The 26821-nt window shown below is 69.8% G+C and carries 25 protein-coding genes; 11 read left to right on the forward strand and 14 right to left on the reverse strand.

Annotated features, from left to right (window positions below):
• Nucleotides 1–2: 2 nt before the first annotated feature.
• Genes BLQ76_RS05765 through BLQ76_RS05775 form a run of 3 tightly spaced genes read right to left on the reverse strand, consistent with a single transcriptional unit; the run spans nucleotide 3 to nucleotide 5253 of the window.
• Complete coding sequence (locus BLQ76_RS05765) at nucleotides 3–3449, reverse strand: efflux RND transporter permease subunit (RefSeq protein WP_090670292.1); 3447 nt, start codon at nucleotides 3447–3449, stop codon at nucleotides 3–5.
• Complete coding sequence (locus tag BLQ76_RS05770) at nucleotides 3446–4642, reverse strand: efflux RND transporter periplasmic adaptor subunit (protein WP_090670295.1); 1197 nt, start codon at nucleotides 4640–4642, stop codon at nucleotides 3446–3448. Before BLQ76_RS05770 ends, BLQ76_RS05765 begins: the two co-directional genes overlap by 4 nt.
• Nucleotides 4639–5253, reverse strand: coding sequence for a TetR/AcrR family transcriptional regulator (locus tag BLQ76_RS05775; RefSeq protein WP_244519492.1), 615 nt, complete (start codon nucleotides 5251–5253; stop codon nucleotides 4639–4641). Before BLQ76_RS05775 ends, BLQ76_RS05770 begins: the two co-directional genes overlap by 4 nt.
• Before the next feature lie 667 nt (nucleotides 5254–5920).
• Between BLQ76_RS05775 and ffh the strand changes: the two genes are divergently transcribed.
• Nucleotides 5921–7495, forward strand: a complete 1575-nt coding sequence (ffh, locus tag BLQ76_RS05785) for a signal recognition particle protein (RefSeq protein ID WP_090670299.1) — start codon at nucleotides 5921–5923, stop codon at nucleotides 7493–7495.
• 83 nt (nucleotides 7496–7578) lie between these two features.
• A complete protein-coding gene (gene rpsP / locus BLQ76_RS05790) occupies nucleotides 7579–7959 on the forward strand; it encodes a 30S ribosomal protein S16 (RefSeq protein WP_090670301.1) in 381 nt (126 codons plus the stop codon).
• 62 nt (nucleotides 7960–8021) lie between these two features.
• Here the strand turns inward: rpsP and BLQ76_RS05795 are convergent, their stop codons facing one another.
• Nucleotides 8022–8930 (reverse strand): LysR family transcriptional regulator, encoded by a 909-nt coding sequence (locus tag BLQ76_RS05795; protein ID WP_090670303.1) that lies wholly within the window; start codon nucleotides 8928–8930, stop codon nucleotides 8022–8024.
• 103 nt (nucleotides 8931–9033) lie between these two features.
• Between BLQ76_RS05795 and BLQ76_RS05800 the strand changes: the two genes are divergently transcribed.
• The 6 genes from BLQ76_RS05800 (at nucleotide 9034) to BLQ76_RS05825 (ending at nucleotide 13586) form a co-directional block, all read left to right on the forward strand.
• Entirely contained in the window at nucleotides 9034–9915 is an 882-nt protein-coding gene (locus BLQ76_RS05800; RefSeq protein ID WP_090670305.1) for an aldo/keto reductase family oxidoreductase, read from the forward strand.
• 114 nt (nucleotides 9916–10029) lie between these two features.
• Nucleotides 10030–11025, forward strand: a complete 996-nt coding sequence (locus tag BLQ76_RS05805) for a TIGR03885 family FMN-dependent LLM class oxidoreductase (protein WP_090670307.1) — start codon at nucleotides 10030–10032, stop codon at nucleotides 11023–11025.
• 66 nt (nucleotides 11026–11091) lie between these two features.
• The gene (rimM, locus tag BLQ76_RS05810; RefSeq protein ID WP_090670309.1) at nucleotides 11092–11643 is read left to right on the forward strand and encodes a ribosome maturation factor RimM; all 552 of its coding nucleotides are present in this window, start codon (nucleotides 11092–11094) and stop codon (nucleotides 11641–11643) included.
• Nucleotides 11644–11719: 76 nt separating this feature from the next.
• Nucleotides 11720–12022, forward strand: coding sequence for a putative quinol monooxygenase (locus tag BLQ76_RS22325; protein WP_090670311.1), 303 nt, complete (start codon nucleotides 11720–11722; stop codon nucleotides 12020–12022).
• A complete protein-coding gene (trmD, locus tag BLQ76_RS05820) occupies nucleotides 12019–12723 on the forward strand; it encodes a tRNA (guanosine(37)-N1)-methyltransferase TrmD (RefSeq protein WP_280140055.1) in 705 nt (234 codons plus the stop codon). The genes BLQ76_RS22325 and trmD overlap by 4 nt, the downstream gene beginning before the upstream one ends.
• Before the next feature lie 71 nt (nucleotides 12724–12794).
• Nucleotides 12795–13586, forward strand: a complete 792-nt coding sequence (locus BLQ76_RS05825; protein ID WP_090670315.1) for a DUF6030 family protein — start codon at nucleotides 12795–12797, stop codon at nucleotides 13584–13586.
• Here the strand turns inward: BLQ76_RS05825 and galE are convergent.
• The gene (gene galE / locus BLQ76_RS05830; protein ID WP_090670318.1) at nucleotides 13583–14572 is read right to left on the reverse strand and encodes a UDP-glucose 4-epimerase GalE; all 990 of its coding nucleotides are present in this window, start codon (nucleotides 14570–14572) and stop codon (nucleotides 13583–13585) included. The genes BLQ76_RS05825 and galE overlap by 4 nt on opposite strands.
• Nucleotides 14573–14645: 73 nt before the next feature.
• A complete protein-coding gene (locus BLQ76_RS05835; protein ID WP_090670320.1) occupies nucleotides 14646–15542 on the reverse strand; it encodes an alpha/beta hydrolase family protein in 897 nt (298 codons plus the stop codon).
• Nucleotides 15543–15733: 191 nt separating this feature from the next.
• Between BLQ76_RS05835 and BLQ76_RS05840 the strand changes: the two genes are divergently transcribed.
• A complete protein-coding gene (locus BLQ76_RS05840; protein ID WP_090670322.1) occupies nucleotides 15734–16882 on the forward strand; it encodes an L-dopachrome tautomerase-related protein in 1149 nt (382 codons plus the stop codon).
• A gap of 11 nt (nucleotides 16883–16893) precedes the next feature.
• Here BLQ76_RS05840 and BLQ76_RS05845 read toward each other — a convergent pair whose 3' ends face one another.
• The 5 genes from BLQ76_RS05845 to BLQ76_RS05865 form a co-directional block, all read right to left on the reverse strand.
• On the reverse strand, nucleotides 16894–18117 hold the full coding sequence (locus tag BLQ76_RS05845; protein WP_090670323.1) for a sensor domain-containing phosphodiesterase: 1224 nt from the start codon (nucleotides 18115–18117) through the stop codon (nucleotides 16894–16896).
• Between the two features lie 156 nt (nucleotides 18118–18273).
• Complete coding sequence (locus tag BLQ76_RS05850; RefSeq protein ID WP_090670325.1) at nucleotides 18274–18771, reverse strand: hypothetical protein; 498 nt, start codon at nucleotides 18769–18771, stop codon at nucleotides 18274–18276.
• 79 nt (nucleotides 18772–18850) lie between these two features.
• Nucleotides 18851–19087 (reverse strand): hypothetical protein, encoded by a 237-nt coding sequence (locus BLQ76_RS05855; RefSeq protein WP_090670327.1) that lies wholly within the window; start codon nucleotides 19085–19087, stop codon nucleotides 18851–18853.
• 71 nt (nucleotides 19088–19158) lie between these two features.
• The gene (gene poxB, locus BLQ76_RS05860; protein WP_090670329.1) at nucleotides 19159–20883 is read right to left on the reverse strand and encodes a ubiquinone-dependent pyruvate dehydrogenase; all 1725 of its coding nucleotides are present in this window, start codon (nucleotides 20881–20883) and stop codon (nucleotides 19159–19161) included.
• Between the two features lie 215 nt (nucleotides 20884–21098).
• Nucleotides 21099–22538 (reverse strand): Nramp family divalent metal transporter, encoded by a 1440-nt coding sequence (locus tag BLQ76_RS05865; protein WP_090670331.1) that lies wholly within the window; start codon nucleotides 22536–22538, stop codon nucleotides 21099–21101.
• A 147-nt stretch (nucleotides 22539–22685) separates the two neighbouring features.
• Here BLQ76_RS05865 and BLQ76_RS05870 point away from each other — a divergent pair, with 147 nt between their 5' ends.
• On the forward strand, nucleotides 22686–22895 hold the full coding sequence (locus BLQ76_RS05870; RefSeq protein WP_090670333.1) for a hypothetical protein: 210 nt from the start codon (nucleotides 22686–22688) through the stop codon (nucleotides 22893–22895).
• Nucleotides 22896–22916: 21 nt separating this feature from the next.
• On the opposite strand, the gene BLQ76_RS22010 is transcribed toward BLQ76_RS05870, so the two are convergent.
• Genes BLQ76_RS22010 through BLQ76_RS05885 form a run of 3 tightly spaced genes read right to left on the reverse strand, consistent with a single transcriptional unit; the run spans nucleotide 22917 to nucleotide 25392 of the window.
• Nucleotides 22917–23498, reverse strand: a complete 582-nt coding sequence (locus tag BLQ76_RS22010) for a TadE/TadG family type IV pilus assembly protein (RefSeq protein WP_170842492.1) — start codon at nucleotides 23496–23498, stop codon at nucleotides 22917–22919.
• Entirely contained in the window at nucleotides 23498–24061 is a 564-nt protein-coding gene (locus tag BLQ76_RS22015) for a TadE/TadG family type IV pilus assembly protein (protein WP_170842493.1), read from the reverse strand. Before BLQ76_RS22015 ends, BLQ76_RS22010 begins: the two co-directional genes overlap by 1 nt.
• An 11-nt stretch (nucleotides 24062–24072) precedes the next feature.
• Entirely contained in the window at nucleotides 24073–25392 is a 1320-nt protein-coding gene (locus BLQ76_RS05885) for a TadE/TadG family type IV pilus assembly protein (protein WP_090670338.1), read from the reverse strand.
• A gap of 285 nt (nucleotides 25393–25677) precedes the next feature.
• On the opposite strand from BLQ76_RS05885, the gene chvE reads away from it, so the two are divergent.
• Nucleotides 25678–26742, forward strand: coding sequence for a multiple monosaccharide ABC transporter substrate-binding protein (gene chvE, locus BLQ76_RS05890; RefSeq protein WP_090670342.1), 1065 nt, complete (start codon nucleotides 25678–25680; stop codon nucleotides 26740–26742).
• Nucleotides 26743–26821: the final 79 nt, after the last annotated feature.

Below are 26821 nucleotides of genomic sequence, written 5' to 3' on the forward strand. Positions count from 1 at the left end.
CCCTACTCGGCGGCGGGCCGCACCATGCCCCCGCCGTCGTTGGCGTGCGGGCCGAACTCGGTGACGCGCTTCCAGGAGATGGACGGATCCGGCGTCCAGACCGGCTGGGCCGGCGCGGGTGCCTCGTCCGCCGTGCCGTCGGCGCGGTTCGGCTTCATGAAGCGGCTGAACAAGCGCCCGACCAGGTGTCCGAGGTCGTTCATGATCGTGTAGAGGCTCGGGATGAAAACGAGCGACAGGACGGTCGAGACCAGGAGACCGCCGATCACCGCGATCGCCATCGGCGCGCGGAACTCGCCGCCCTCGCCGGTGGCCATCGCGGCGGGCACCATGCCGGCGGCCATGGCGAGCGTCGTCATGATGATGGGCCGGGCGCGCTTGCGGCCCGCATCCACCACGGCTTCGCGCTGCGACATGCCGTGCCGCTCCTGTTCCACCGCGAAGTCCACCAGCATGATGGCGTTCTTGGTGACGATGCCCATCAGCATCAGGATGCCGATCACGACCGGCATGGAGACGGCGTTCTGGGTGAGCAGCAGCGCGCCCACCACGCCGCCGACCGACAAGGGAAGGGACGCCAGGATCGTGATCGGCAGGAACACCGAGCCGAACAGGAGGATCAGGACGACCAGCACCATCATGATGCCGGCGCCCATGGCCATGGCGAAGCCGGTGAAGATCTCGCCCTGGATCTCGGCGTCGCCGACCGGCTGGATGCGCACGCCGGCCGGCAGGTCGCGCACCGTCTCGCCCGCCATGATGCGCGCCGTGCCCTCGCCGATCTCGTGGCCCGGCGCCATGGCGGTGCCGACCTTGACGAGGCGCTCGCGGTCGTAGCGCTCGATCGTGGACGGGCCCTGGCCGAAGTCGATCGCGGCCACCGTTTCCAGCGGCACCGAGCCGCCGGAGGCCGTGGAAACGCGAAGGTCGCGAACGCTCGCCAGATCCCGCCGCGCCCGCTCCTCGATCTGGACGCGGATCGGCACCTGGCGCGTGCCGACGTTGAACTTGGCAAGGTTCGCCCCGACGTCGCCGATGGTCGCCACGCGCACCGTCTCGGAGATGGCGTCCGGCGCGATGCCGAGGTCGGCCGCCTCGTCGAGACGTGGCACGATGCGGATCTCGGGCCGCGCGAACGAGGCCATGGCGGTCGGGTTCGAGAAGATCGGGTCGCGCCGCATCTCGGATTCGAGGCGCGAGGCCGCGTCCGACACCTTGTCGCCGTCCTGCCCGAGCAGGCCGACCGACAGGTCGCGCTCGCCCCGGTCGTTGACGAAGTAGGAGCGCAGATCCGGGATCGCGGCCAGCCGTGCGGTGACCACCGGCTCCAGATCCTGCTGCGAGCGCTCGCGCTCGAACTTGCGCGTCAGGTTGATCGTCATCGCCGCACGGCGCACCTCGAGCGTGCCGGTGGGCGAGGAGCCGCCGATCACCAGCACCGAGCGCACCTCGGGCAGCTCGCGGATGCTGCGGGCGGCCTCGTCGGTGATGCGCCGCGTCGTCTCCAGCGTGGTGCCGGGCGGCAGCTCCAGCGAGGCCACGATGCGCGAGGCGTCCTCCTTCGGGATGAAGCCGGTCGGCAGGAGGGGGATGGCCTGAAGCGATAGGACGAAGAGCCCGATGCCGGCGGCCAGCGTCAGCCAGCGGAAGCGCACGGTTCCGGCGAGAAAGCCGGTATAGGCGCGCATCAGGGGGCCGTCGCGGCGCTCCGCCGCGTGCGGCTTGTTGAGGTAGGCGAGAAGCACGACGAGGACGCCGGCCCCGACAAGAAGGGCGCGCGACCATTCGGCGGCGGTCTGAAGGTCCACCGGCGGCAGGCGACCCGCCAGCTCCCGCAATGGGCCCGGCGTGCCGGGCGAGTTCGGCAGGATGGCGAGCGCGAAGAGCGCGCCGCAGGCAAGCCCTGCGAGCGGACCGAGCGTGAGAAGATAGCGCCAGGCGAGACGCCGGAAGCCGGGGCCGTGATGGCGGTGCGGCCGAAAGAAGTAGGCCGCCAGCATCGGCGTGATGAGGCGGGCGACGAGCAGCGAGAAGAACACGGCCACCGCGACCGTCAGGCCGAACTGCTTGAAGTACTGGCCGGGAATGCCGCCCATGAAGGAGACCGGCGCGAACACCGCGATGATGGTCATGGTGATCGCGATCACGGCGAGGCCGATCTCGTCGGCCGCCTCCACCGAAGCGCGATAGGGCGGCTTGCCCATGCCCATGTGGCGCTCGATGTTCTCGATCTCGACGATGGCGTCGTCCACCAGGATGCCGGTGACGAGCGTGATCGCGAGAAGCGAGACGAGGTTCAGCGAGAAGCCGAGCATCGACATCGCCCAGAAGGCGGGGATGGCGGCGAGCGGCAGCGTGATCGCCGCCACCGCCGTCGCGCGCCAGTCGCGCAGGAAGAGCAGCACGACGACGACCGCCAGGAACGCCCCTTCCGCGAGCGTTTCCATGGCCGACTCGTAGTTGCCGTAGGTGTAGGTCACGCTGTCGTCGATGCGCGACAGGCGCACGTCGGGCCGCGCCGTCACCAGCTCGTCGATGCGCGCCGATACGAGGTCGGCGACGCCCGTGTCGCTGAAGCCCTTGGCGCGGTAGACCGACACGGCGACCACGGGCTGGCCGTCGAGGCGCGCGAAGGAGCGCGGCTCCTCCACGGTGTCCTCGACCGTGCCGAGTTCGTCGAGGCGGACCTGGCGCCCGCCCGGCAGGGCGATGCGCGACTCGGCCAGCGCCCGGACGGTGCCGGCCGAGGACAGGGTGCGGATCGCCTGCTCCTGGCCGCCGAACTCGCCGCGCCCGCCCGAACGATCGACGTTGGTGAGGCGCAGCTGCGCGTTGACGGTCGCCGCCGTGATGCCGAGCGCTGCGAGCCGGTCGGGATCGAGGCGCACCTGGATCTCGCGGTCGACGCCGCCCATGCGCTCGACGCGGCCGACGCCGCGCAGGCCCTGAAGCGCCCGGATCACCGTATCGTCGACATACCAGGAGAGCTGCTCGGGCGTCATCGCCGGAGCGCTCGCCGCATAGGTCACGATCGACTGGTTCTCGACCTCGATGCGCTGGACGATCGGCTCGTCGATCGTGCGCGGCAGGTCGGCGCGGATCTTGGCGATCGCGTCCTTGACGTCGTTCAGCGCGCGGTCGGTGTTGATCTCCAGGCGAAACTCGGCCGCCGTCACCGACTGGCCGTCGGTGATCGTGGACGTGACGTGCTTGAGGCCCGAGACGCCGGCCACCGCGTCCTCGACGCGCTTGGTGACCTGCGTTTCCAGCTCGGCGGGCGCAGCCCCGCTCTCGGTCACCGTGACCGAGATGATCGGCACGTCGATGTTGGGAAAGCGCGTGATCGGCAGGCTCGCGAAGGACACGAGCCCCAGCACCACCAGCACCACGAACAGAAGGATCGAGGGAACCGGGTTGCGGATCGCCCAGCCCGAGATGTTGAAGTTCATCGCGCGGCCTCCGCCGTTTCCACCGCCTCGGCCGGGATCGGACGCACCGCGTCGCCGTCGCGTACGAAGGTGCCGGCCGTGGCCACCACCTCGTCGCCCGCCGCAAGGCCCTCGGTCACCTCGACGTCGGCGCCCGACTGGACGCCCAGCTTGACCTCACGCGTCTCGATACGGCCCTCGCGCACGACCTGGATCGTGTCGCGCGTGCCGGTGCTGACCACGGCGCTGCGCGGCACGACGAGCCCATCGGCCCGCGCGGTCTCGATCGAGGCGCGGGCGAAGGCGCCCGAGCGCAGGAGCGGCGAGGGGTCAAGCGTGACGCGCACCGAGCCGAGGCGCGTCGCGCGGTCGACGCGCGGCGAGACGAGGCGCACGCGGCCCTCGACCGTGGCCGCGCCGCCCAGCGAGACCGTGGCCGGCTGACCGGGCTGGAGGCGACCCAGCGCCGTTTCGCTGACGGCGGCGTCGAGCTCGATCTCGCCGCCGCGGGCCAGCTCGAACAGGGCGCCGCCCGCGCTCGACACGATCGCACCCAGCCGGGCCTCCCGCTGCAGCACCAGCCCGTCGGTCGGCGCCTTGATCTCGGCCTTGGAGCGCCGCAACAGGAACTCGCGGCGCTCGGCCTCGGCGCTGGCCCGGTCCGCTTCGGCGAGCGCGATGCCCTGCTGGGCCGAGGCGAGGCGGGCGTTGGCGGCGGCCGCCGCCGAGACGCGCGCATCCAGGATGTCCTGCCCGACGATGCCCTTGCCCGAAAGCGACCGGGCGCGCTCCAGCGCGGCGGCGGCCTCCACCTGTGCGGACTGCGCCTCGTCGACGAGGGCCCGCGACTGGGTAATCGCGGCTTCGGCGCGTGCGAGCTTCGCCTCCGCCTGTGCGATGTCGACGTCCACGATGTCGGTCGCAAGGCGCGCCAGCACCTGGCCCTTCGCGACCCGGTCACCCTCGTCCGCGAAGAGTTCCTCGATGCGCAGACCCTCGACGTCGGCGCCCACCGTCACGGTCTCGCGCGGCGTCAGCGTGCCGGTCACGACCGTGCTGGCGACGAGCTCGCCGGTGCGCGCCTTCACCACCGAGATGCTCGGCGCGTCCGGCGGGGGAGGGGCTGCGACGGGACCCTCGGCGATCGCGGGAGCTGCGGCCGAGACGAGAAGCGCGAGCCACGCGGCGCGCGAAAGTCGGGAGGCGGGCGTCATTGCGCGGGCTCCTTGAGAAGAACGTTCATGATGCGCAGGAGATACGGCTGGAGTTCGGCGGGCCGGACGTGCCGGTCCATCTGCAGGCGCATCAGAAGGCCGTCGCCCAGGCCGAAGAGGATCGTGACGACCTTGTCGACATCGATCGCGGGATCGACCTCGCCGGTCCGCATGCCGCCCATGATCGCCGCGCGGATCGCGCCGCGCACGGTCGCCTCGATCTCGGCGAAACGCTGGCCGACCGCGGTGTTGCGAAGCGATTCGGAGCAGATCTCGACCATCAGGCCGCCGGTCTCGGGATCGCGAGCCGCTTCCAGATAGCTGACGCAGGTGCGCACGATCCGCTCCGCCAGGGGACCCTCGCCCTCCATCTCGGCCATGCAGGCCTGGGCACCAAGACGCTCCTCGTTGGCGATCGCCTCGATGATCGCGTCCTTGGACGGGAAGTAGCGGTAGAGCGCGCCAGGGCTCATGCGCGCTTCGGCGCAGATCTGGCCCATCGAGGCGCCGTGAAAGCCCCAGCGGCTGAAGCAAAGACGCGCGGCGTTCAGGATCTGGCGGCGACGCGCCTCCAGACCGCTGGGGGCCTCGGCTTCGGGGAGGACGGACAAGGACAACCGGCGACTCGGGAGTGAGAGCGAACGATCGTTCTCATATCACGACGCGGCGATTTCGCAAGGCACTCGAAGCATCATCCGCCGGCGCCGAACGCCCCGCTCCAGCTACCAAGGGCAGGCTTACCGAAAGGCGCGGAGCACCGCGGTTGCCGCGGATCGGTCGGCCAGAAGACCTTCCAGAAGCGAGCGCTGGAGCGCCGCCAGCAGACGCAGCCGGGCGCGTTCGTCGCACCAGGCATCGTCGCGCCGCCCGCCACCGCGCGCAGCGGAAGGCGACCCGGTCCCTGAATCGGGACGGGCGCTGCGGCGCTCGGGTGGGAACGTGATGACGGTCATCGGTCGTGGGCCAGACGGCGGTTCGAAGCGAGGCTCTTCGCCCCTTGCATCCGATGTACAGCGTCGGCCTTAAAAAAGCGCCACCTTTCCGGACCGCCGCGCCGGCCGTGGTTGACTTTTTCCACGATCTCGTCTTCATGCCCGCATTCTTGCGACCGTTCCGTCCGCGAGCCACCGACCACGTCCCTTCCTCTGGGAGCCGCGTGGAGGTCCCCATCCGCCAGCGAGTGTCGCCCGCGGATGCGATGATCCGTTGGCTGGTGCTTGGAATGGGCGCGACCCGCCACCATTCTCGGAACGTGCTTCGAGAATGGAAAGGAAGCCGATGTTCGATTCCCTTCAGGACCGCCTCGGGTCCATCCTGAACGGCCTCACGGGCCGCGGCGCGCTGTCGGATGCCGACGTCGCGAGCGCGCTGCGCGAGGTCCGCCGGGCGCTTCTGGAAGCGGACGTCGCCTTGGAGGTCGTGCGCTCGTTCACGGACCGCGTGCGCGAGAAGGCGGTCGGTGCCCAGATCGTCAAGTCGATCAAGCCCGGCCAGATGGTCGTCAAGATCGTCCACGACGAGCTGGTCGAGACGCTCGGATCCGAGCAGGTGGCCGTCGACCTCAACGCGCCGGCCCCGGTCACGATCATGATGGTCGGCCTCCAGGGCTCGGGCAAGACCACCACCACCGGCAAGCTCGCCAAGCGCCTGACGGAGCGCCAGAAGAAGCGCGTCCTGATGGCCTCGCTCGACACGCGCCGCCCGGCCGCGCAGGAGCAGCTGCGCGTGCTCGGCGAGCAGACCGGTGTCCAGACGCTGCCCATCATCGCCGGCCAGGGCCCCGTCGAGATCGCGTCCCGCGCCGCCCAGGCCGCCAAGCTCGGCGGCTACGACGTCCTGATCCTCGACACGGCCGGCCGCACGCATATCGACGAGCCGCTGATGGCCGAGATGGCCGAGATCAAGCAGCGCTCGAACCCGCACGAGATCCTGCTCGTCGCCGATTCGCTGACCGGCCAGGACGCCGTGAACCTCGCGCGCTCCTTCGACGAGCGCGTCGGCATCTCCGGCATTGTCCTGACCCGCGTCGACGGCGACGGCCGCGGCGGCGCTGCGCTCTCGATGCGCGCCGTCACCGGCAAGCCGATCAAGCTGATCGGCGTCGGCGAGAAGATGGATGCGCTGGAGGAGTTCCATCCCGGCCGCATCGCCGACCGAATCCTCGGCATGGGCGACATCGTCAGCCTCGTCGAGCGCGCTGCCGAGACCATCGACGCCGAAAAGGCGGCGGCGATGGCCAAGAAGATGCAGTCGGGCAAGTTCGACCTCGACGATCTCGCCGACCAGCTGCGCCAGATGCAGCGCATGGGCGGCATGGGCGGGCTGATGGGCATGATGCCCGGCATGGCGAAGATGAAGGACCAGATCTCGGCGGCCGGGCTCGACGACAAGCTCCTGAAGCGCCAGCTGGCCATCATCTCCTCCATGACGAAGTGGGAGCGCTCCAATCCCGACGCGCTCAAGCACTCGCGCAAGAAGCGCATCGCGGCCGGCTCCGGCACCGATTCCGCCGACATCAACAAGCTGCTCAAGATGCATCGCCAGATGGCCGACATGATGAAGGCCATGGGCGGCAAGGGCGGCAAGGGCGCCGGCCTCATGGGCAAGCTGATGGGCGGGCTGGGCTCCAAGATGGGCCTGCCGGGCGGAGGCATGGGCGGCATGCCCGACCTCTCCAAGATGGACCCCAAGCAGCTGGAGGAGATGGCCAAGGCCATGGGCAAGGGCGGTCTCGGCGGCCTTGGCGGCGGCGGGCTTCCGCCTGGCTTGCCGCCGGGCCTTGCCAAGGGATTGCCCGGCCTTCCCGGCGGCGGCTTTCCAGGACTTCCCGGCCTGCCGGGCAAGAAGAAGTAACGAGGGGCGACACGCCCCGAACCCCAAGACCCACGGCACGCTCGGACGGTGCCGGGATAGCAACACGAGAAGGAAGACCTAAGATGCCCCTGAAGATGCGCCTGGCCCGTGCCGGCTCCAAGAAGCGCCCCTACTACCACATCGTCGTCGCCGACGCCCGCTCGCCTCGCGACGGCCGCTTCGTCGAGACGGTCGGCGCCTGGAACCCGATGCTGCCCAAGGACGCCGAGCGCGTGACGCTCAAGAACGAGCGCATCACGCACTGGCTCGGCCAGGGCGCGCAGCCGACCGACCGCGTCCTGCGCTTCCTCGACCAGGCGGGTCTCGCCAAGCGCGATGCCAAGCAGAACCCGACCAAGGGCCTGCCGGGCAAGAAGGCGCAGGAGCGCGAGGCCGAGCGCAAGCAGCGCGAGGAAGACGCCCGTGCGGCGGCCGAGAAGGCTGCGGCCGGCGACGCCGAGTAAGCCGAACCGCGTTCGCGCAGGTCGGGGCCGGGTGCCGAGAGGCGCCCGGCCCCTTTTGCTTGTCAGTCCCCCTCGTTCGTCTCGCGAACGAAGTCGAGAAAGGCGCGCAGGGGCGCGGGCACGAGCCGGCGTCCGGGATAGTAGAGAAAGGGCCCGGGGAAGGCGTCCCACCAGTCCTCGAGGATCGGCACCAGCTCGCCCCGGTCGAACAGCGGCTGGAGCCACTCCTCGAAGAGATGCACGACGCCGAGCCCCGCGACCGCCGAGCTGATCGCCAGATCCATCGCGGTGCCGGTGCTCACCACCAGCGGGCCGCGCGGCTCGATGGCGATCGTCTCGCCGTCCTGAGTGAACTCCCATGGGGCCAGGACGCCGCTCGTGAAGCGCCCGGTCAGGCAGTGGTGAGCGAGGAGGTCGCGCGGATGGCGCGGCGTGCCGCAGCGCGCGAGATAGCCCGGCGCGGCGCCCGTCGCCGTGCGCTGGCGGCGCGGACCGATCGGCACCGCGATCATGTCCCCATCGAGCCGCTCGCCGTAGCGGATGCCCGCGTCGCAGCCCGCGGCCGGCAGGTCCACGAACGTGTCCTCGGCGGTGATCTCGAGCCGGATCTCGGGATAGCGCTGGAGAAACGGCGCCGCGATCCGCGGCAGGATGATGCGGGCCGCCACCACCGGCACGTTGAGGCGAAGCGTGCCCGCCGGCCGGTCGCGGAACGTGTTGACGATGTCCAGCGCCTCGCCGACCTCGCGCAGCGCCGGCTCCAGCCGGGCGAGCAGCCGCGCGCCCGCCTCGGTCGGCGCGACGCTGCGCGTGGTGCGATGAAGAAGGCGCACGCCGAGCGTTCCTTCCAGGCGGCGCACCGCCTCGCTGAGGGCGGAGGCGCTCGACCCACGCAACCGTGCGGCTTCGCGAAAGCCCTTGGCGCGCGCCACGGCGACGAAGATGTCGAGATCGGCGAGTTCACCCGTCATTGTGCGCCTCCGCGCACGGCCCGTACGGATCGGGCCGGCTAATCGAACGCCTACGTCTCGCGTATCTATCGCTCACACCGCAAGCGAAGGACGCGACGCTTCCATGTCTTCCACCGTTTCCCACGACAGCTTTCCCCTCGGCGACCGCCCGGTCCGCCGCCTCGGCTACGGCGCCATGCAGCTCGCCGGTCCCGGCGTCTTCGGTCCGCCCAAGGACCGCGAGGCGGCGCTCGCCGTCCTGCGTGCGGCGGTCGAGGCCGGCGTCGACCATATCGACACCAGCGACTTCTACGGACCGCACGTCACCAACCAGCTGATCCGCGAGGCGCTGTCGCCCTACAACCGCGACCTCGTGATCGTCACCAAGATCGGGGCGCGGCGCGGCGCGGACGCCTCGTGGCTGCCGGCGGCGTCCGAGGACGAGCTGCGGCGCGCCGTCGAGGACAACCTTCGCAACCTCGGGCTCGACACGCTGGAGGTCGTCAACATGCGCTTCTTCGGCGACGGCCATAACCCCGACGACAGCTCGGTCGAGCGCGAGATGCGCGTCATGGCCGACCTTCGCCGCGAAGGATTGGTGCGTCATGTCGGCGTCAGCAACGTATCGTCCAAGCAGGTTGCCGAGGCACGGGAGATCGTTCCGATCGTCTGCGTGCAGAACCAGTACAACCTCGCCCATCGCGGCGACGACGCGCTGATCGACGAGCTGGCGCGCGACGGCATCGCCTACGTGCCCTTCTTCCCGCTCGGCGGCTTCTCGCCGCTCCAGTCGGAGGAGCTGAACGCGGTCGCGGCCTCGCTCCAGGCCACGCCCATGCAGGTCGCGCTCGCCTGGCTCCTTCAGCGCGCGCCCAACATCCTTCTTATTCCCGGTACCTCGTCGGTGGCGCATCTTCGCGAGAACCTCGCCGCTGGCGATCTGCCGCTGCCGTCCGAGGCGGTCGCGCGGCTGGATGCGATCGCGCCTGGTGGCGCCGCGCACTAGAGGGGAGGCGGGGGGCGTCCCCCGCGCGTATGGCCGCAGGTCGACGCATCGGGGGAACCCTTAGCTGCCTCTGGTCTTTCGGCGGCGCCCCGTCAGCGCACCGAAGGATCCGGCATGACCCGTTTCGGCTACCACGTCTCCCACGAGCAGTTCGCCCCGTCCGCGCTGCTCGGCTACGTCCGGCAGGCCGAGGCGGCCGGTTTCGAGTGCGCCATGTCGTCGGAGCACTTCCAGCCCTGGAGCGAGCGGCAGGGTCATAGCGGCCATGCCTGGTCCTGGCTGGGGGCGGCGCTCGCCTCGACCCAACTCCCGTTCGGCATCATCACCGCGCCCGGCTACCGCCACCATCCGGCGGTGCTGGCGCAGTCGGCGGCGACGCTGGCGGAGATGTTTCCCGAGCGCCTCTGGCTCGCGCTCGGCTCCGGGCAGCTTCTCAACGAGGGCGTCACCGGCCTCACTTGGCCCGACAAGGCCACCCGCACCGAGCGCCTGGCCGAATGCGCGGCCGTGATCCGCGCGCTCTTCGAGGGCGAGACCGTGACCCATCGCGGTCTGGTCACCGTGGTGGAGGCCAAGCTTTGGTCGCGGCCCGAACGCGCACCGCTTCTGGTCGGCGGGGCCGTGACCGCCGACACGGCGCGGCGCGTGGCCGCCTGGGCCGACGGACTGGTGACGGTCGGCATCGAGCCCGGCAAGCTGCGCCCCGTGGTGGAGGCCTTCCGCGAGGGCGGGGGCGAGAACAAGCCGGTCTTCCTCCAGACCAAGGTCTGCTGGAACCGGAACGAGGCGGCGGCGCTGGCCGACGCCCACGACCAGTGGGCCGCCAACATGCTGGAGGGTGACGTCAACTGGGACCTGCGCTCGCCCCAGGAGTTCGATACCGCCTCGCGCTTCGTGCGGCCGGAGGACGTGGGCACCTGCGTGCGCGTCTCGTCCGACCTCGGGCGGCAGGCGGCCTGGCTTGCCGAACTCGCCGCCATGGGCTTTGCGGAGATCATCGTGCATCAGGTCGGTCGCGAGCAGGAGCGCTTCATCGAAGCCTTCGGCCGCCACGTCCTGCCCCAGATGGAGGCCGGCGCACCACGCACGAGGCTGGCGGCGGTCGGTTGACCGCAGAGGCGCGACGCCGCACAAGGCCGGATCGTCGTTCCCTTCCTGCCAAGGTTTGTCGCCGTCGTGAACAATGCTTCCCCGCTCGCCGATCCCGTGCTTCTGGCCACCGTCGGCGGGGCGCATGGCGTGCGCGGCGAGGTGCGCGTGCGCTCCTTCACGGCCGACCCCGAGGATGTCGGCGCCTACGGACCGCTGACGGATGCTAAGGGCAACCGCTTCACCGTGGTCTCGGCCCGCGTGCAAAAGAACGTCGTGGTGGTGCGCTTCCGCGAGGTCGCGGACCGAAACGCCGCCGAGCTCCTGAACGGGCGCGAGCTCTTCGTGGACCGCTCGGTCCTGCCGGAAGAGGGAGAGGACGAGTTCTACCAGGCCGACCTCGTCGGTCTCGACGTGCGGCTGACGACCGGCGAGGTGATCGGCGAGATCCTAGCCGTCCACGATTTCGGCGGCGGCGACATCCTGGAGATCGGCGACGGCGAGAAGCCCAGCGTCATGATCCCCTTCACGGAAGCCGCCGTGCCGGAGGTCGACCTCGACCTTGGCTTCGTCCTGGTCGAGCCCGTGGCCGCCGGCCTTCGCGACGCCGTGGAGGCTCGCGAGGGCGACGAGGACTAGAAAGCGCCGCTGGACAGCGCGGGCGGCCTCGCCTAACCCCGAAGCTGGTTTTCCTGAAGCAGCCGGAGCATCCTCCATGATCATCGTCTCGGGTTTCCTGCGCCTGTCGCCCGCCGATCTCGACACGGTACGCGAGGCCGCGCGCGCCACGATCGCCGCGACGCGCGCCGAGGAAGGCTGCCACATCTACGCCTTCGCCGACGACCTGACCGAGCCCGGCCTCGTCCGGATCTACGAGGAGTGGGACAGCCGCGAGACGCTGGCCGCCCACGGCCAGACGGCGCATATCGCCGCCTGGCGCGAGACGCTGAAGGGCGTCACCGTCGTCGAGCAGCGCCTGAAGATCGTCGAGGTCGCCTCCGAGGAGCCCTTCAGCTGAGCACGGCCTTTCGCGCGTCGGTCCTGACGCTCTACCCCGAGATGTTTCCCGGACCCATGGGCATCTCGCTCGCGGGCCGCGCGCTGGAGCGCGGCGATTGGGACCTGGAGACGGTCGCGATCCGCGAGTTCGGCGAGGGCCGGCACCGCGTCGTGGACGACACGCCAGCCGGCGGTTCGCCCGGCATGGTGCTGCGCGCCGACGTGCTTGCGCGCGCGATCGACCATGCGAGCCCGGCCGGCGACGAGCGCCCCCGAATTCTCCTCAGCCCGCGCGGAGAGCCGCTGCGCCAGCCCCTCGTGCGCGAACTTTCCGCCGGGCCCGGCGTCGTTCTCGTGTGCGGCCGTTTCGAGGGCGTCGACGAGCGCGTGATCGAGCGCCGGTCCCTGCGCGAGGTGTCGATCGGCGACGTCGTCCTGTCGGGCGGCGAGATCGCGGCGCTCGTGCTTCTCGACGCGGTGGTGCGCCTCCTGCCCGGCGTCATGGGCAACAGCGGTTCGGGAGAGACCGAGAGCTTCGAGGGCGACCTTCTGGAGCATCCGCACTACACGCGCCCGGCGGTGTGGGAGGGGATGGCGATCCCGCCCGTTCTGACGTCGGGCCATCACGGCGCGGTGGAGCGCTGGCGGCAGGCCGAGTCCGAACGGCTGACGCGCGAGCGCAGGCCCGATCTCTGGGCACGATATTCACGCGCCCGGTGACGTGTCCTCCACGGTTTCGTCACGTTTGGCGGTGCTTTCTCGGCTCATGACCGCGCGTCCGCAAACCTGACATGCCGCATCCCCGCGATCCCGGCCTTGAGACCGCCTTTTGGATGGGCCTGCGGGCGTTGGTGCCGTTGGCGATGCTGGGCATCGCGGCGGTCAGCGCGCTGGTTTTCGTGGAGCCGGATCCGGCACCCGGCAACCAAGACCCGGTGCAGGTCGTCGCCGCGCCGGTGATCCTGCCGGTCGCCCCGCCGCCGCCCCAGCCCGCGCGCAGCGCGGCGCCCGCCCTTGTCTGGACTCGTGATCTGGCGGCCGCGCCCAGGCCCCTGCTGCGTATTCCGAGCGACGTGACGCCACAGGACCTTTGCGCGGCGCTGGCCGGGAGCGGCTGGGCCATGAGTGGGTGGACCGACAGCCAGATCGGCCCCGAGCTGGGCGAGTGCATGGGCGAGCGGCGCTTCGGCGAAACCGAGGGGGAGAGCCGCGCCGGCAATGCCTTTCTGATGCTGCGAGGGAATGCCGAGGGCAGCCTTCGCGAGATCCGGCTGAAGCTCAACATCCGCGACCCCGCCAAGGGCGACGAGGCGGCTCGCGAGGCGCTGGCGATGCTGCGCACGGTGTTCGACGGGCTGCGCTGGAACCTGCCGCCAGAGGTCGCGGAAGCCGTGACCGCGCGTCGGACGTTCAGCCAGGACCTCGCGGGCACCCGGTTGCGCTTCTGGCGCGAGGCGGGCGACGTCGAGCGCTACAACCTGCGGCTGGAGATGCCGACCGCTCCGCCCCCGACCGATCGCTTCACGCGATGGCGGCCGATGACGGTGGCCTCGGCGGCGCCTGCCGACGGGCGGGTCCGCTAGCGCGCGTTGCGCGTGGCCAGGCTTCGCTCCCAGGCCAGCGCATGACCGACGATCTCCTCGAGGTCGTCGTGCTCCGGCTCCCAGCCGAAGCGCGTGCGAGCGGTGGTCGCATCGGCCACGATCGCGGTGGCGTCGCCCGCGCGCCGGCCCGAGCGCCGCACCTCGAAGTCGGCGCCGACCACCCGGCGAACCGTTTCCAGCACCTCCAGCACCGAGTAGCCGTGGCCGTAGCCGCAGTTGGCGACGATCGAGGGGCCGCCAGCCCTGAGGTAGCCGAGCGCCTTGGCATGGGCCTTGGCAAGATCGCTGACATGGATGTAGTCGCGCACGCACGTGCCGTCCGGCGTGTCGTAGTCGGTGCCGAACACTTCCAGATAAGGACGCTTGCCGAGTGCGGTCTCGCTCGCGACCTTGACGAGATGGGTCGCGCCCTTTGTGGACTGGCCGGTCCGGCCCTTCGGGTCGGCCCCGGCCACGTTGAAGTAGCGCAGCGCCGCGAAGGTGAGCGGATGGGCGGCCGCGGTGTCGCGCAGCATCAGCTCCGTCATCCACTTCGACGTGCCATAGGGCGATTCCGGTGCGGGCGGCTGATCCTCGGTCACCGGCATCGACTTCGGCGATCCGTAGACGGCGGCGGTGGACGAGAAGATGAAATGCTTCACGCCGCCGCGCACCGCGCTCTCGATCAGCGCGCGCGAGGCCACTGTGTTGTTGAGATAGTAGCCGAGCGGGTCGGCCACCGATTCCGGCACCACGATCGAGCCGGCGAAGTGGATGATCTCGGTAACGCCGTGCTCGGCGATGACGCGGGCGGCGAGCTCGCCGTCGCCGACGTCGCCCACCACGAGCGTCGCTTCCGGCGCCACCGCCCACTCGAAGCCCGACGACAGACGGTCGAGCACGACGACCTCCTCGCCGGCATCCAGAAGCTCCCAGACCATGTGGCTGCCGATGTAGCCCGCGCCGCCCGTCACCAGAACCGTCATGTCGCCCGCTCCGATCGCCCCCGTGTCGCCTGGCCTTGTGCACTGCGAGATGGCCGGCAGGCAAGCCGCTCCCTCACAGCGACGCGAAGAAGCGCAGGCCCTCCGCGATGCCGGCTGGGATCGAGCCCATGTGGTCGCCCGCAACGACTCGGTGTTCGGCGCGCAGACCGGCCGCCCGGGCGCGCGCGACGGTCAGGTCGATCGATGCGCTGGAGCGCGTCTCGCGGTCGCCGTGGGACATCAGGACCGGGCAGCGGAAACCCGACGCGAAGCACACGGCGGAGCGCATCTCGACCTCGCGCGGATCGGAGGCGTCGAAGCGGACGTCCTGGGCGAAGCGTTGAAAGAAGAGGCGCGTGTCGGGCGCCGGCGACAGCGCGGCCGCGCCCCGGAAGGTCCCCGCAAGCGCGGCGAGAAGGGTCAGCGTTCCGCCGACCGAGTGGCCGCTGACGAAGACACGCGCCGGATCGACTCCCGGCCTTGCGCGCAACGCCTCGGCCGCCGCCAGGACGTCGTCGGTCTCGTCGTAGAACGCCGAAAAGTCGCCCGGTTGCCCGTTCTCGCCGCGCAGGGTGGGCATCAGCGCATGATAGCCCGCCGCGACGAACGGAGCGGCGAGATCCGTCCAGTGTCCGTGCCAGATGGCGTTGCCGCCATGCAGAACGAGAACCGCCGGCCTGAGGCCGGTCGGGTTGCCGGCGGGACTCGCCCAGGCGACGAGGTCGCGCCCGTTCGAGCGATAGGTCAGGCCCTCGGCGCCCGGTGGGGCGCTCAGGGCATCGCCCTGGTCGGGCGCCGGTCCACGCCGCAGAAGATGGGTTCGAAAGCTCGATCGGGCCGCGCGATAGTCGGGGCCGAGGTCGGGCGGCTCGGGCAGGGCAGGGGACGTGGTTGCCTGGGCCAGCGCGAGGCGCGGCAGAAGCGGCAGGAGCGCGAGGCCGAACAGGGCGCTGCGACGGCTCGGGGTCATGGGCGGGTTCTTTCGGAAACGGGTCGGCCGCTTCATGGCGCGCCCGGCTCGCGGCGGATTCGTGGCAGGCGCCGTGCGGGAGACGTTTGGTCGCCTACGGTTTTGCTGGGGACCCCGCTGCGTCGGGTCCGAAACCAACCGGTGGGCCCCGGTGTTGGTCGCGCGACTGCCTTCAAGCCACGAGGATCCTCATGTCCGATCGCCGCCTGGTCGCCCTGCTTGCGGGCGCGGCCCTCCTTGTCTCGAGCGGTTGGGCCTCGGCCCAGGACGCGACCGCGCGTCAACCTGCGGCCTCGGTCGTGAAGGTCGCCGACTTCCCCCATCAGGTGACGGGCGTCACGGTCTCCGCCGACAACCGCATCTTCGTGAACTTCCCGCGCTGGACCGAAGACTCCCCGGTCTCGGTCGCGGAGGTCGGCAAGGACGGCTCGATCAAGGCCTACCCGGACGATGCGTGGAACAGCTGGCGCAACGCCCGAAAGGACGAGCTGGCCGCCGGCGAGCACTTCGTCTGCGTCCAGAGCGTCGTGGCGGATGGGCAGAACCGGCTCTGGGTGCTGGACGCGAGCGCGCCCGCCCAGGCGCTTCTCGTGCCCAGCGGAGCGAAGCTCGTCGGCATCGACCTCGCCACCAACACGGTGGTCCAGACGATCCGCTTCGACGAGACCGCGGCCCCGCAAGGCTCCTACCTCAACGACGTGCGCTTCACCGCCGACGGGCGCCACGCCTTCATCACGGATTCGGGCGCGAAGGGCGCGCTTCTCGTGGTGGATCTCGAAAGCGGACAGGCGGTGCGCGTCCTGGACGGCGACCCCTCCACGCAGGTCGAGAAGGGTCTCGTGGTAGAGGCCGACGGCCAGCCGCTCCGCCGGCCCGATGGACGCGGCGTCGAGTTCTCGGCCGACGGCATCGCGCTGTCGAAGGACGGTCGGTATCTCTACTGGCAGGCGATCAAGGGCACCAAGCTCTACCGCATCGCGACGACCGCCCTGCTCGGCGATGGACTGGCCGGGCGGGACGTTTCGGGCGCCGTGGAGGCCTGGGGCGAGAACGGGGTCGCCGACGGGCTCTGGATCGGGCGCGATAGCGGGCGAATGTACGTGACCGCGCCACAGGACGATGCGGTGAAGATCCGCGACGTGGAGGCCGGCGCCGACTCCCGGCCGGAGATCCTCGTCCAGGACCGGCAGCTGCGCTGGCCGGACACGATGTCGGAAGGCCCAGACGGGACGGTCTACGTGACCACCTCACGCATCCAGGACATGAGCTTCTTCAAGCCGGACGCCCCGGCCAGCCTGCCGACGTCGCTCTGGCGCATCGAGCAGCCGGCCTCGAACTAGGGGCGAGCCGCCTAGCGCTGGGCCAGGAAGCGGCGGAACTCCCCGGCCGCCATCGGGCGGCCGATATGATAGCCCTGCGCGGCCTGGACCTTCAGTTCGCGCAGGGTTTCGAGTTCGCGTTCGGTTTCCACCCCTTCCGCCACCAGGCGACCGTCGAACCCGTCCGCAAACGTGTTCAAGGCCGCAATCAGCGCACGCCGCATGGGATCGCGGTCGATGTCCTTGGTCAGGCTGATGTCGAGCTTGATGATGTTGGGACGGGTGGTGAGGATGTGGCGCATGCTGGCATAGCCCGACCCCGCGTCGTCCACCGCGATGCGCACGCCCAGCGCACGAAGCGGATCCAGCGCCTCGTTCAGGAGCCAGTAGTCCTCGACCTTGTCGTGCTCGGTGAGTTCCAGAACGATGCGGTCGCTCGGTGCCTCGCGCAAGATCGCCTCCAGGCCGCCATCGGTGACCACCTGGGCGCTGCAGTTGACGCCCAACTGGAACGGCCATTCGCGCCAGAAGGGGCGGAACCCCTCGATGGCGTTGCGGATCGCGGCAAGCTCCAGCTCCGTGCCGAGGCCGACCTCGGCCGCCTCGCCGAACCAGCGATCGGGCGTACGGCGCGGCTCCTGCGAGAAGCGCGCGAGGGCCTCGGCGCCCACCACGCGCAGGTCGTCCAGCATCACGATCGGCTGGTAGACGATCGCCGGGCCCCCGGCCGCCAGGACCTCGTTGATGCGCCGGCGCTTCGCCTCGCTCTCGCGCCGCTCCTCCTCCTCGCGCTCGATACGATGGGCGATAAGATCCGCAAAGGCACGCATGGTCTCGACGTCGCGCTCGCTCAGCGTGAGGTCGGGCGTGTAGCGAAAGCAGCAGAACGTGCCGTAGACACTGCCATCCGACAGGACGAGCGGCACGCCGACATGGGCGCCGATCCCGAGTTCGCCGGTGGCCGACAGACACGCGGTTCCGGGAACCTGCGCCGTATCGCGGATCAGCTCCGGCAGCTGGCCGCTCACGATATGCCCGCAATAGGTCTCGCTCTCATGACCGCGATCGCCGGGCGCGATCGGCGCCGCGGCTTCCGCGTCGACGCGACCGATCACCCGCTCCCTTCCCTCGAACCGCGAGACGAACGACACGTCCATCCGCAGGTGGGTGCGGACGACCTTCAGGACCCTGTCGATGTCGGGAGAGAGCGCGAAGCCGCCATGCGATGAGTTGTCGAACAGGCGGACCAGTTCCAAGGCATCCCTCGCATCAGGCGGACCGGGCTGCGGCCCCGTTCAGGGGGCCGCCGGGCAGGGGCGCAACCTACAAGGCGTGCGGCCCGCCGATCCACCAACGCAGGCGACGTCTTTCGCAATCCGGGGTTGCAAAAACGTCATGCGGCTCGGAAGTTCTCAGTCGACCGGTACCGGGGGGATGTAGGGGCGGGGTCCCGCGCCCTGCCGCTCCAAGGCCTGTCGCTCGCGCAACTGGCGATAGCGCGGCTGGTCGGGAAGATCCGTCCGCACCACCTCGGTGGGCGCCGGACGCACCGGAACGTCGGCGACCACCGGCGGGCGGTTGGGCCGGGGCCGGGCCGCGACGGGTCGGTCGAACGGTCGGCGGTCGTCGTAGCGTCGCGGGTCGCGCCGGTCGTAGAGCACCGGGTTGTCGTAGCGGTCGTAGCGCTCGGCACGCGGGCGGCGATAGGGCCGGTCGTACCGTCCGCGATAGTCGCGGTAGTCGGGATAGTCGCGGTAGACGCGCGGGCCGGGATAGCGGTCGTAGCCGCGGTAGTCCTCGACGATCACCGGGCCGGGGCGGTAGAGACCGCCGTCGTAGTAGCCCGGATCCTCGGTGACGCAGCCCGAAAGCCCGGTCGCCGCCAGTGCCAACAGAATCCACCGCCTCATCACAATCCTCCCGGTTTCACGGGAGGATAGCGCGGCCCGGATCGACGTCCACGGGCCGCCGCACGAGATTGATCGCGCGCTAGTTTCCCGGACCGTCGATGCGGCTCGGCGCGATCGGATCGGAGGTCGGAAACGTCTCCTCCAGCGCCTCGTCCAGGCGTTCGTCCTCGCTCATGACGCGTCCCTGCTCGGCCGACACGTCGTCGTCCCGGTCATGCTGGGGGCGACCGGCCGGGGCCTTGTCCTGATTGTCGGCGATGAAGCCGTCCTCGCCGACCGCTTCGGGAAGAATGGGGTTGTCGCGCGATGGGGTCATGGCGTTCTCCTCGGGTTTCAAGGAAAGACGCTCGATCGCAAGTCCGGGTTCCCGCGCCTGTCTGGGCCCGGCTAGCGAAGCACGTTGGTTCGCGCGAGCTCCAGAACCTCGTCGCCCCGCCCGCTCATCACCGCGCGCAGCATGTAGAGGCTGAAGCCCTTCATCTGCTCGGCCTTGATCTTGGGCGGCAGGCTGAGCTCCTGGCGCGCGACGTGCACGTCCACGAGCGCCGGGCCGGGATGGCGGAAGGCCTCCTCCAGCGCGGGGCGCAGCTCGTCGGACTGCGTGACCTTGAGGCCGAGCAGCCCGGCGCTGCGGGCCAGCGCCGCGAAGTCCGGGTTGGTCAGCGCGACGTTGGTGTCGACGTAGCCCGCCGCCTTCATCTCCATCTCGACGAAGCCGAGCGAGCCGTTGTTGAAGACGACGATCTTGATCGGCAGGTCGTGCTGGCGCGTCGTCAGGAGGTCGCCCATCAGCATGGCGAAGCCGCCGTCGCCCGAGAGCGAGACCACCTGCCGGCCGGGCAGGGCGGCCTGGATGCCGAGCGCCTGCGGCATGGCATTGGCCATGGAGCCATGGTTGAACGAGCCGATGAGGCGGCGCCGGCCGTTGGTGTGGATGTAGCGCGCCGCCCAGACGGCGGGCGTTCCGACATCGGCCGTGAAGACCGCGTCGCCGGCCGCCATCTCGTCGACGAGCTTCGTGACGTACTGGGGATGCAACGGCTCGCCGGGGCCACGCGCGGTGGCGAGGTCGTCGAGGCCCTTTCGCGCGTCGCGGTAGTGCGCGCGCGCCTTGTCGAGGAAGCGGCTGGAGCGTCCCGGCGCGATGCGGGGCGCGAGCGCCTCGGCCGCCTCGCGCACGTCGGCGACGATGCCGATGTCGATGGGCGCGCGCCGGCCGATCGCCTGCGGGTCGCGGTCGACCTGGGCGATCTGCGCGTCGGTCGGATAGAAGTTGCGGTAGGGAAAGTCGGTGCCGAGCATGAGGAGCGTGTCGCACTCCATCATCGCATGATAGCCCGACGAGAAGCCGATGAGCCCGGTCATGCCGACGTCGAACGGGTTGTCCCACTCGATCCACTCCTTGCCGCGATAGGCGTGGACGATCGGTGCCTGCAGCGCGTCGGCGAGCGCCACGACCTCGCGATGGGCGCCCTCGACGCCCGCTCCGCACAGAAGCGTCACCCGCTCCGAGCCGTTGAGAAGGGCGGCGAGCCGGTCGATGTCGGCGGCGGCCGGCACGAGGCGCGGGGCCGAGACCCGGGGCCAGTGCGCCTTGGCATCCTCGGGTGCCTCCTTCAGCGCGACGTCGCCCGGCAGGACGATCACCGCGACGCCGCGCTGCACCACGGCCGCGCGCATGGCCCGCGTCAGGACCTCGGGCATCTGCTCGGGGTTGGTGACGAGCTCCACGAAGTGGCTGCACTCGCGGAAGGTCTCGGTCGGATGGGTTTCCTGGAAGTAGGTGAGGCCGATCTCGGAGGAGGGGATGTGCGCGGCAATGGCGAGCACGGGCACGCGCGAGCGGTGGCAGTCGAACAAGCCGTTGATGAGATGGACGTTGCCGGGGCCGCAGGAGCCCGCGCAGACGGCGAGCTCGCCGGTGATCGCGGCCTCCGCGCCGGCGGCGAACGCCCCCGCCTCCTCGTGGCGCACATGCATCCACTCGATGCCGCCGTGGCGGCGCAGGCTGTCGTTGATGGCGTTGAGGCTGTCGCCCGTGACGCCCCAGATGCGTTTCACGCCGGCCGAGCCGAGGGTTTCCACCAGAAGGTCGGCGATCGTCATGGCCATGAGGGACTCCCCGGAAAGGCTCGAAGGCGGGACCCGCGTCCCGCGTCTCGTGCTGCAACGTGCGTCGAGGCCAAGGGTGGCGCGGGACGCGTCGCTTTCCAGCGGAGCCGAGCGGGAAGCAGCCATGCACGCGCGCCGACCGCTCCCGAACGAGCGAAGGGCCGCAGCGGAACTGCGGCCCTTCGCTCGGCTGTGGCGCGGCGCCGGGCCGAACCCTAGCCGGCACCCCAGAGCTTCGGCAGCTGCTGACCGATCGTCAGGACCGACAGGATGCCGAACAGGAGAAAGGCCCAGATCAGCGTCGCCACGCGGAAGCCGCTCGGTCGGATCGCAGGAACCAGAAGGCGCCGGTTCAGCCGGATCAGCAGGCCCGAGTAGATGAACATCATCGTTCCGCCCGTGCAGGCCGAGATCACGAGAAGAACGAGCGGCTGCGTCAGCCCTCCGAGCAGAACCAGGATGCCCACCGCCACGAGACCCCAGACGAGACCGAAGTAGAGCCGGCTCTCGTTGGCGCCGCGCAGATAGGAGGTGCGCAGGACATCGGCTGCCAAACGGCTCGTGTAGTCGACGATGCCGGTGGCCGCACCAAAGAGCGAAAAGGCGCCGATGAACCAGAACAGGGCGCCGAACCACGGGCCGACGCGCTCGCCCAGCACCTGACCCTCGCGCTGCACGAAGGCCACCGAGTTGGCGAGCCCTTCCTCGCCGAACACGGTGGAGTAGGCCAGAAGCGAGGTGAAGGTGATAGTGACGAAGGTGATCAGGACGAAGGTGAGCGCCTGTTCCCAGTTGGCGAAGCGCCACCAGCGCCGCCAGCGATCCATGTTGCCGGGCGTCGGTTCGAAGACGAAGCCGGTCGAGGGCATGGCCTCGGGCGCGCCGGTGATGGGGCTGGTGATCCGGGGGACGTAGGAGCCCATGCCGAAGCCCTTGTCGCGGATCCAGTTGGACTGGCACAGGTTCTGCCCGCCGCCCGCGCCCGCAAAGGCCAGCGCGCCCAGAAGCAGCGCGAAGCCGAGTTCGGTCGGGATCCAGGCGGTTGTCGCGATCTGCGGCAGCGCCGCCCAGTCCTCGGCCGTGATCACGAAGATGCCGGCGATCAGGATGAGAACCCCGACGGCCGCAACCTTCACCATCTGCAGCCGCTCGAGCATCACGTAGACGACCGGCGCCAGCGTCAGGATGAGACCGATGGCCAGAAGCATCCCGATCGCGATCCAGCGCGGCTCGCCGCCGACGATATAGGACAGGAGCGTGGCCGAGGAGGTCGCCCAACCGGGCCAAAGGTTGGCGAAGTAGGTCATGATCGCGAAGACCAGACCCCAGTGGCGCCAGAAGCGGCTGAAGCCGGTGAGCACGGTCTCGCCGGTGGCCAGCGTGTAGCGCTCGATCTCCATGTTCAGGAAGAACTGCGTGACGACGCCCACCAGCGCCGCCCAGACGAACATCAGGCCGACCTGGCTCGCGATGTAGGGATACAGGATGAACTCGCCCGACGAGAGCCCGACGCCGGCCGCCACGATGCCCGGTCCGATCAGGCGCCGGGTGTCGAGCGGAGCGGGCGGCAACTCGCGAACCTCGGGCCGCCCATGCACATGGGTCGGAAAGAGGTCTGCGGCCGAGCCGCCCCTCGCGCCTGCATCGATGCTCATTCGTCCCCCCTCCGTCGGTCGTCGGAAGGTGGTGCGACTGGGAGGGGCGTCAACTCGTCGGGCCGAGAAACGGCCGGCTCCGCGCCGGGCCGGCGCCGGGAGCACCCGCAGCCCGCGACGGGCTTGCGAAGCGCTGGAACCTGCGCGATGCCCGCAGACGCGGCGCAACGGGTTGCCGACAAGGGGACGACGATGACCGACGACCGGAATGCGGGAGCCAAGCCGGGCGAGACCGCGCGCGAGAAGACGGAGCGGCTGCGCGCCGCGCGCCTCCAGGCCGAGCAGGACAAGGACGCGCGGATCGAGCGGGCCAACCGAAAGGCGGCCGCGCGTCGCAAGGTCCTCGGCAAGCCCTGAAGACCGATCGCTGCGCGCCGCTCAGTCGATCGTCACCTTGTCGCTCCGGCGGGGGCGAGCGAAGTAATGCTGGGAGAACTCGAAGCGGTCGTGGACCGCGATCACCGGCCAGAGCGTCGAGAAGGGCGTCTCAAGGCTGTAGTCGACCTGCGCCAGAACGAGATCGACGTCGGGCTTGCGGATCGCGGCGGGCACCGGAATCGGGGGCGCGTCGCCCGCGCGCAGGGGTTCGCCGCCAATGGCGCGCGAGGCCGACACCTTGACGCTGCCGTCCTCGCCGACCCGCAGCACCGACACGGTGACCGCGAGATCCCGGGCCGGAAAGGGGCGGATGATGAAGCGCGCCGCCCCGATCAGGTCGTCGACCTCGCGGCCGGACCACTGGTTCTGGTCGGCCACGAAGCCGGCGAGATTGGCCGCGATCTGGATCGTCTTTCGCCGCGCGTAGAGCGCCTCGCTGATGTCCACCGACGCGGCGACGATCATCAGGAGAAGCGGAAACAGAAGGGCGAACTCGATCGCCGCCACGCCCCGCTCGGCCCGTGCGAAGCGCGACGGGCACCGCCGAAGGGCCCGCGCGAGGGAAGCGGCGCGTCGCGGCATCAGAAGGGCTCGTTTCGAAACAAGGTCGAGGATCGCAGGATGTAGTCCCCTTCGCTGGTCCGCTCGCCCGAAAGCGATACGAGGCGCGCGAAGGCCGGCCAGGGAAGAAAGGCCTGGACGAGGAGGACGTCGCCGCTGCGGCCCGTGTTGAAGCTGTCCTCCACGACGAGGTTTCCATCCCGGTCGGTCGGATCGCTTTCCGTCGGGTCGCCGACATCGGCGACGACGTCGACCTTGAGGCGCAGCTTCTCGCGGCAGCCGAAGAGGTCCTTCATCTCGTGGCAGACGGCGGACTTGAAGGCGGCCTGATCGAGGGCCAGCGCCTGCACCTGTCCGGTGCGGATCTGACGCGAGGTGCGCTGCACCGCCATGTCGAGGCTGGTGCCCACGAAGTAATGCAGGGCGCATTCCAGGATCACGAAGATCGTCAGGAAGAGCGGCATCGCGACCAGGGCGAACTCGATCGCGGTGGCGCCCGAGCGATCGCGGCGGAAGCGATCGGGAAGCCAGGTCCAACGCCTCGTCGTCCGGGTTTCGGCATGCGGCGGGGGAGGGAAGGTCATCGGCGCCGCTCCTACTGGGTCAGGCGCGGCGCGGACAGGAAGCTGCGCAGAAGGTCCCGAATGCCCTTGCGGATCTCGCTCTCCGAGGCGGCCGACAGGAACAGGTCTTCGGAGGAGGCGCAGTCCTTGAGCGCGTAGGGAATGTAGTCGTGGCGCGTGATGGAGCCGGGGATGCCGGCACGCCGGTCGCCGTTCCAGTTCACCTTCCAGTTGGCCGCGTCCATCGTGGAGCCGACCGTGGCGTTGTAGCCCCAGTCCCGGGGCATCGGCAGGTATTCGGTGTAGAGCACGGCGACCGTCACGCCGGCCGACTTCAGGCCGGCACACCATTTCGGGTTCAAGGGCGAGGTCTTGTCGGTGTCCCCGTGGACCCAGGCCCGCTGGGAATGAACCCCGTCGGTGACCAGCAGGACGAGCTTTTCCGGACTGTCCGGCAGCTTTCCGTCACCGCTGGCGCCCACCGCACCCGTCAGGCCCTGCAGCGATTCCTGAAAGTCGGTGATCTCGTCGGACGTGCTGCCGGTCATCCCGTAGGCGTCCTGCGCCAGGCGCTGGCGCACGACCGGAAACGTCAAGGTCGGCTCCAGGACCTTTTCGGCGTGGGTCCCGATCTTGAAGAGACCGACCTTGATGCGCTCGTTGGCCGGATCGGCCGCTTCGATCACGCCGAGCGAATCGGACAGGGCCTGCCGCGCGACGTCCACGCGGAGCAGGATGTCGTGGGCCCGGCTGTAGTCGTAGCGCGTCCTGTAGCCCGTTCCCTCCGTGCCACCCTCGTCGACATGACACGCAAAGGCGCAGCCGACGTCGCTGATCATCTTCGCCTGGCCCTCGGGCGTCGCCGCCAGGAGCATGGACGCCGACTTGTCGAGCGCGAAGAGGATCTGCATATGGGGTTTGTCGGCGCCGAGCGCGCTGCTCGTGACCTCGACCAGCATCGACTCGTATCCCGCCAGCCCCATCAGCGTCGTCGGCACGCTTCCGGTGACGGTCGCCTTCACGGTGTCCTGATCGAGGTCGACGCGCACGTCCTCGATCGTGAAGACGCCCTCGTCGGCGGTCTGCTGGCTGCGGAACCAGTCCTCGAGCTTGGCCGAGATTCGGGCCTTGTCCTCGGTGCCGATCTCGTTGACGGCCGCGATCAGCGCGAAGTCGAGATCGGCCTGGACCTTGGTCTGGGCATTGTGGACCCGCGCCGTATCGACCGCCGCACCGACGCCCAGGAGAAGCGGCACGAGGCACAGGCCGACCACCACGGCGACGTTGCCGCTGTTGCAGTTCCGGAAGTGCAGGAGCCCACCCGAAACCAAGCTCGCGGTCCGGCGAAGCATTCCAGCGCGTCCCGCGTTCTTCGCCACCAGCCAAAGCTCCCCGTTGCGCCTCGATGTCTAACCGCATTCCGGTTGTCGTTGCGTTAAGTCGCGGCTTCCGAGTTGAGCGATCGAACCGATATGAAGGGGCAGGTGCCCCGCAGCGCCGGCAAACGACCTGGCCGAAAGCGCGAACCGCGACACGTGCGCGCCGTCTGGGGGCGGCCGGGGACCACCCCTTGTTTAAGTCGCGAGACGTGAGGTACGTATGTCACCCGTAGGCCGTTGGGGGCCGGGGAGGATCACATGAATCGCAGATACATGCTGCTCGCGGGCGCGGCCCTCGGTCTCATGCTGGCCGGGGCTTCCGCCCAGGCGCAGGACAAGGGTACGGTCGGCGTGCTCATGCCCACGAAGTCGTCGCAGCGCTGGATCCAGGACGGCGACAACATCGTGAAGTCGCTGAAGGATCGCGGCTACCAGACCGACCTGCAGTATGCCGAGGACGACATCCCGACCCAGCTCAGCCAGGCCGAGAACATGGTGTCGGCTGGCGTGAAGGTCCTGGTGATCGCCTCGATCGACGGCACGACGCTGACCGATGTTCTGCAGCAGGCGCACGACAAGGGGATCAAGGTCATCGCCTACGACCGCCTGATCCGCAACTCACCGAACGTCGACTACTACACGACCTTCGACAACTATAAGGTCGGCGTGCTGCAGGGCACCTCGATCGCCGACGCGCTCGGCCTCAAGGACGGCAAGGGTCCGTTCAACATCGAGTTGTTCGGCGGCTCGCCCGACGACAACAACGCGACCTTCTTCTACAACGGCGCGATGAGCGTGCTGCAGCCCTATATCGACTCGGGCAAGCTCGTTCTCGTCTCGGGCGAGAAGGGCATGGAGCGCATCGGCACGCTGCGCTGGGATCCGGCGATCGCCCAGGCCCGCATGGACAACCTCCTGTCGTCCTACTACGGCGACAAGAAGGTCGATGCGATCCTGTCGCCCAACGACAGCCTGGCGATCGGCATCATCTCGGCGCTCACCGCGGTCGGATACGGTTCGGGCGACAAGCCCATGCCCGTGATCTCGGGCCAGGACGCGGATCTGCCCTCGGTGAAGGCTATCCTGGCCGGCCAGCAGACCTCGACGGTGTTCAAGGACACGCGCGAGCTCGCCAACACGACGGTCGACATGATCGACGCGATCGGCAACGGCCGCGAGCCTGCCGTCAACGACACGACGACCTACGAGAACGGTGCCAAGGTGGTGCCCTCGCAGCTCCTCACTCCGGTTCTGGTGACCAAGGACAACCTCCAGAAGGTGGTCATCGATTCGGGCTACTACTCCCCGAGCCAGCTGAACTAAGATCCGCGAACCGGTTCCGGCGGCCCCAAGGCCGCCGGGACGGGCTTGGGGGCGCCCGCTCCTTCGCGTATAGGTCGGA

The sequence above is a fragment of the Aureimonas jatrophae genome, from assembly GCF_900104035.1.
GTDB lineage: Bacteria > Pseudomonadota > Alphaproteobacteria > Rhizobiales > Rhizobiaceae > Aureimonas > Aureimonas jatrophae.

Bases quoted from the DNA above. Each gene is read 5' to 3' on its own strand.
- BLQ76_RS05885 (WP_090670338.1), bottom strand. From the start codon at position 25,392: ATGCTTCGCCGGACCGCGAGCTTGGTTTCGGGTGGGCTCCTGCACTTC.
- BLQ76_RS05865 (WP_090670331.1), bottom strand. From the start codon at position 22,538: ATGAGCATCGATGCAGGCGCGAGGGGCGGCTCGGCCGCAGACCTCTTT.
- ffh (WP_090670299.1), top strand. From the start codon at position 5,921: ATGTTCGATTCCCTTCAGGACCGCCTCGGGTCCATCCTGAACGGCCTC.
- BLQ76_RS05855 (WP_090670327.1), bottom strand. From the start codon at position 19,087: ATGACCCCATCGCGCGACAACCCCATTCTTCCCGAAGCGGTCGGCGAG.
- rpsP (WP_090670301.1), top strand. From the start codon at position 7,579: ATGCCCCTGAAGATGCGCCTGGCCCGTGCCGGCTCCAAGAAGCGCCCC.
- BLQ76_RS05800 (WP_090670305.1), top strand. From the start codon at position 9,034: ATGTCTTCCACCGTTTCCCACGACAGCTTTCCCCTCGGCGACCGCCCG.
- BLQ76_RS05870 (WP_090670333.1), top strand. From the start codon at position 22,686: ATGCCCGCAGACGCGGCGCAACGGGTTGCCGACAAGGGGACGACGATG.
- BLQ76_RS22325 (WP_090670311.1), top strand. From the start codon at position 11,720: ATGATCATCGTCTCGGGTTTCCTGCGCCTGTCGCCCGCCGATCTCGAC.
- BLQ76_RS05805 (WP_090670307.1), top strand. From the start codon at position 10,030: ATGACCCGTTTCGGCTACCACGTCTCCCACGAGCAGTTCGCCCCGTCC.
- BLQ76_RS05840 (WP_090670322.1), top strand. From the start codon at position 15,734: ATGTCCGATCGCCGCCTGGTCGCCCTGCTTGCGGGCGCGGCCCTCCTT.
- galE (WP_090670318.1), bottom strand. From the start codon at position 14,572: ATGACGGTTCTGGTGACGGGCGGCGCGGGCTACATCGGCAGCCACATG.
- BLQ76_RS05850 (WP_090670325.1), bottom strand. From the start codon at position 18,771: ATGAGGCGGTGGATTCTGTTGGCACTGGCGGCGACCGGGCTTTCGGGC.
- BLQ76_RS05795 (WP_090670303.1), bottom strand. From the start codon at position 8,930: ATGACGGGTGAACTCGCCGATCTCGACATCTTCGTCGCCGTGGCGCGC.
- BLQ76_RS05770 (WP_090670295.1), bottom strand. From the start codon at position 4,642: ATGACGCCCGCCTCCCGACTTTCGCGCGCCGCGTGGCTCGCGCTTCTC.
- BLQ76_RS22015 (WP_170842493.1), bottom strand. From the start codon at position 24,061: ATGACCTTCCCTCCCCCGCCGCATGCCGAAACCCGGACGACGAGGCGT.
- poxB (WP_090670329.1), bottom strand. From the start codon at position 20,883: ATGGCCATGACGATCGCCGACCTTCTGGTGGAAACCCTCGGCTCGGCC.
- BLQ76_RS05825 (WP_090670315.1), top strand. From the start codon at position 12,795: ATGCCGCATCCCCGCGATCCCGGCCTTGAGACCGCCTTTTGGATGGGC.
- BLQ76_RS22010 (WP_170842492.1), bottom strand. From the start codon at position 23,498: ATGCCGCGACGCGCCGCTTCCCTCGCGCGGGCCCTTCGGCGGTGCCCG.
- chvE (WP_090670342.1), top strand. From the start codon at position 25,678: ATGAATCGCAGATACATGCTGCTCGCGGGCGCGGCCCTCGGTCTCATG.
- BLQ76_RS05835 (WP_090670320.1), bottom strand. From the start codon at position 15,542: ATGACCCCGAGCCGTCGCAGCGCCCTGTTCGGCCTCGCGCTCCTGCCG.
- BLQ76_RS05765 (WP_090670292.1), bottom strand. From the start codon at position 3,449: ATGAACTTCAACATCTCGGGCTGGGCGATCCGCAACCCGGTTCCCTCG.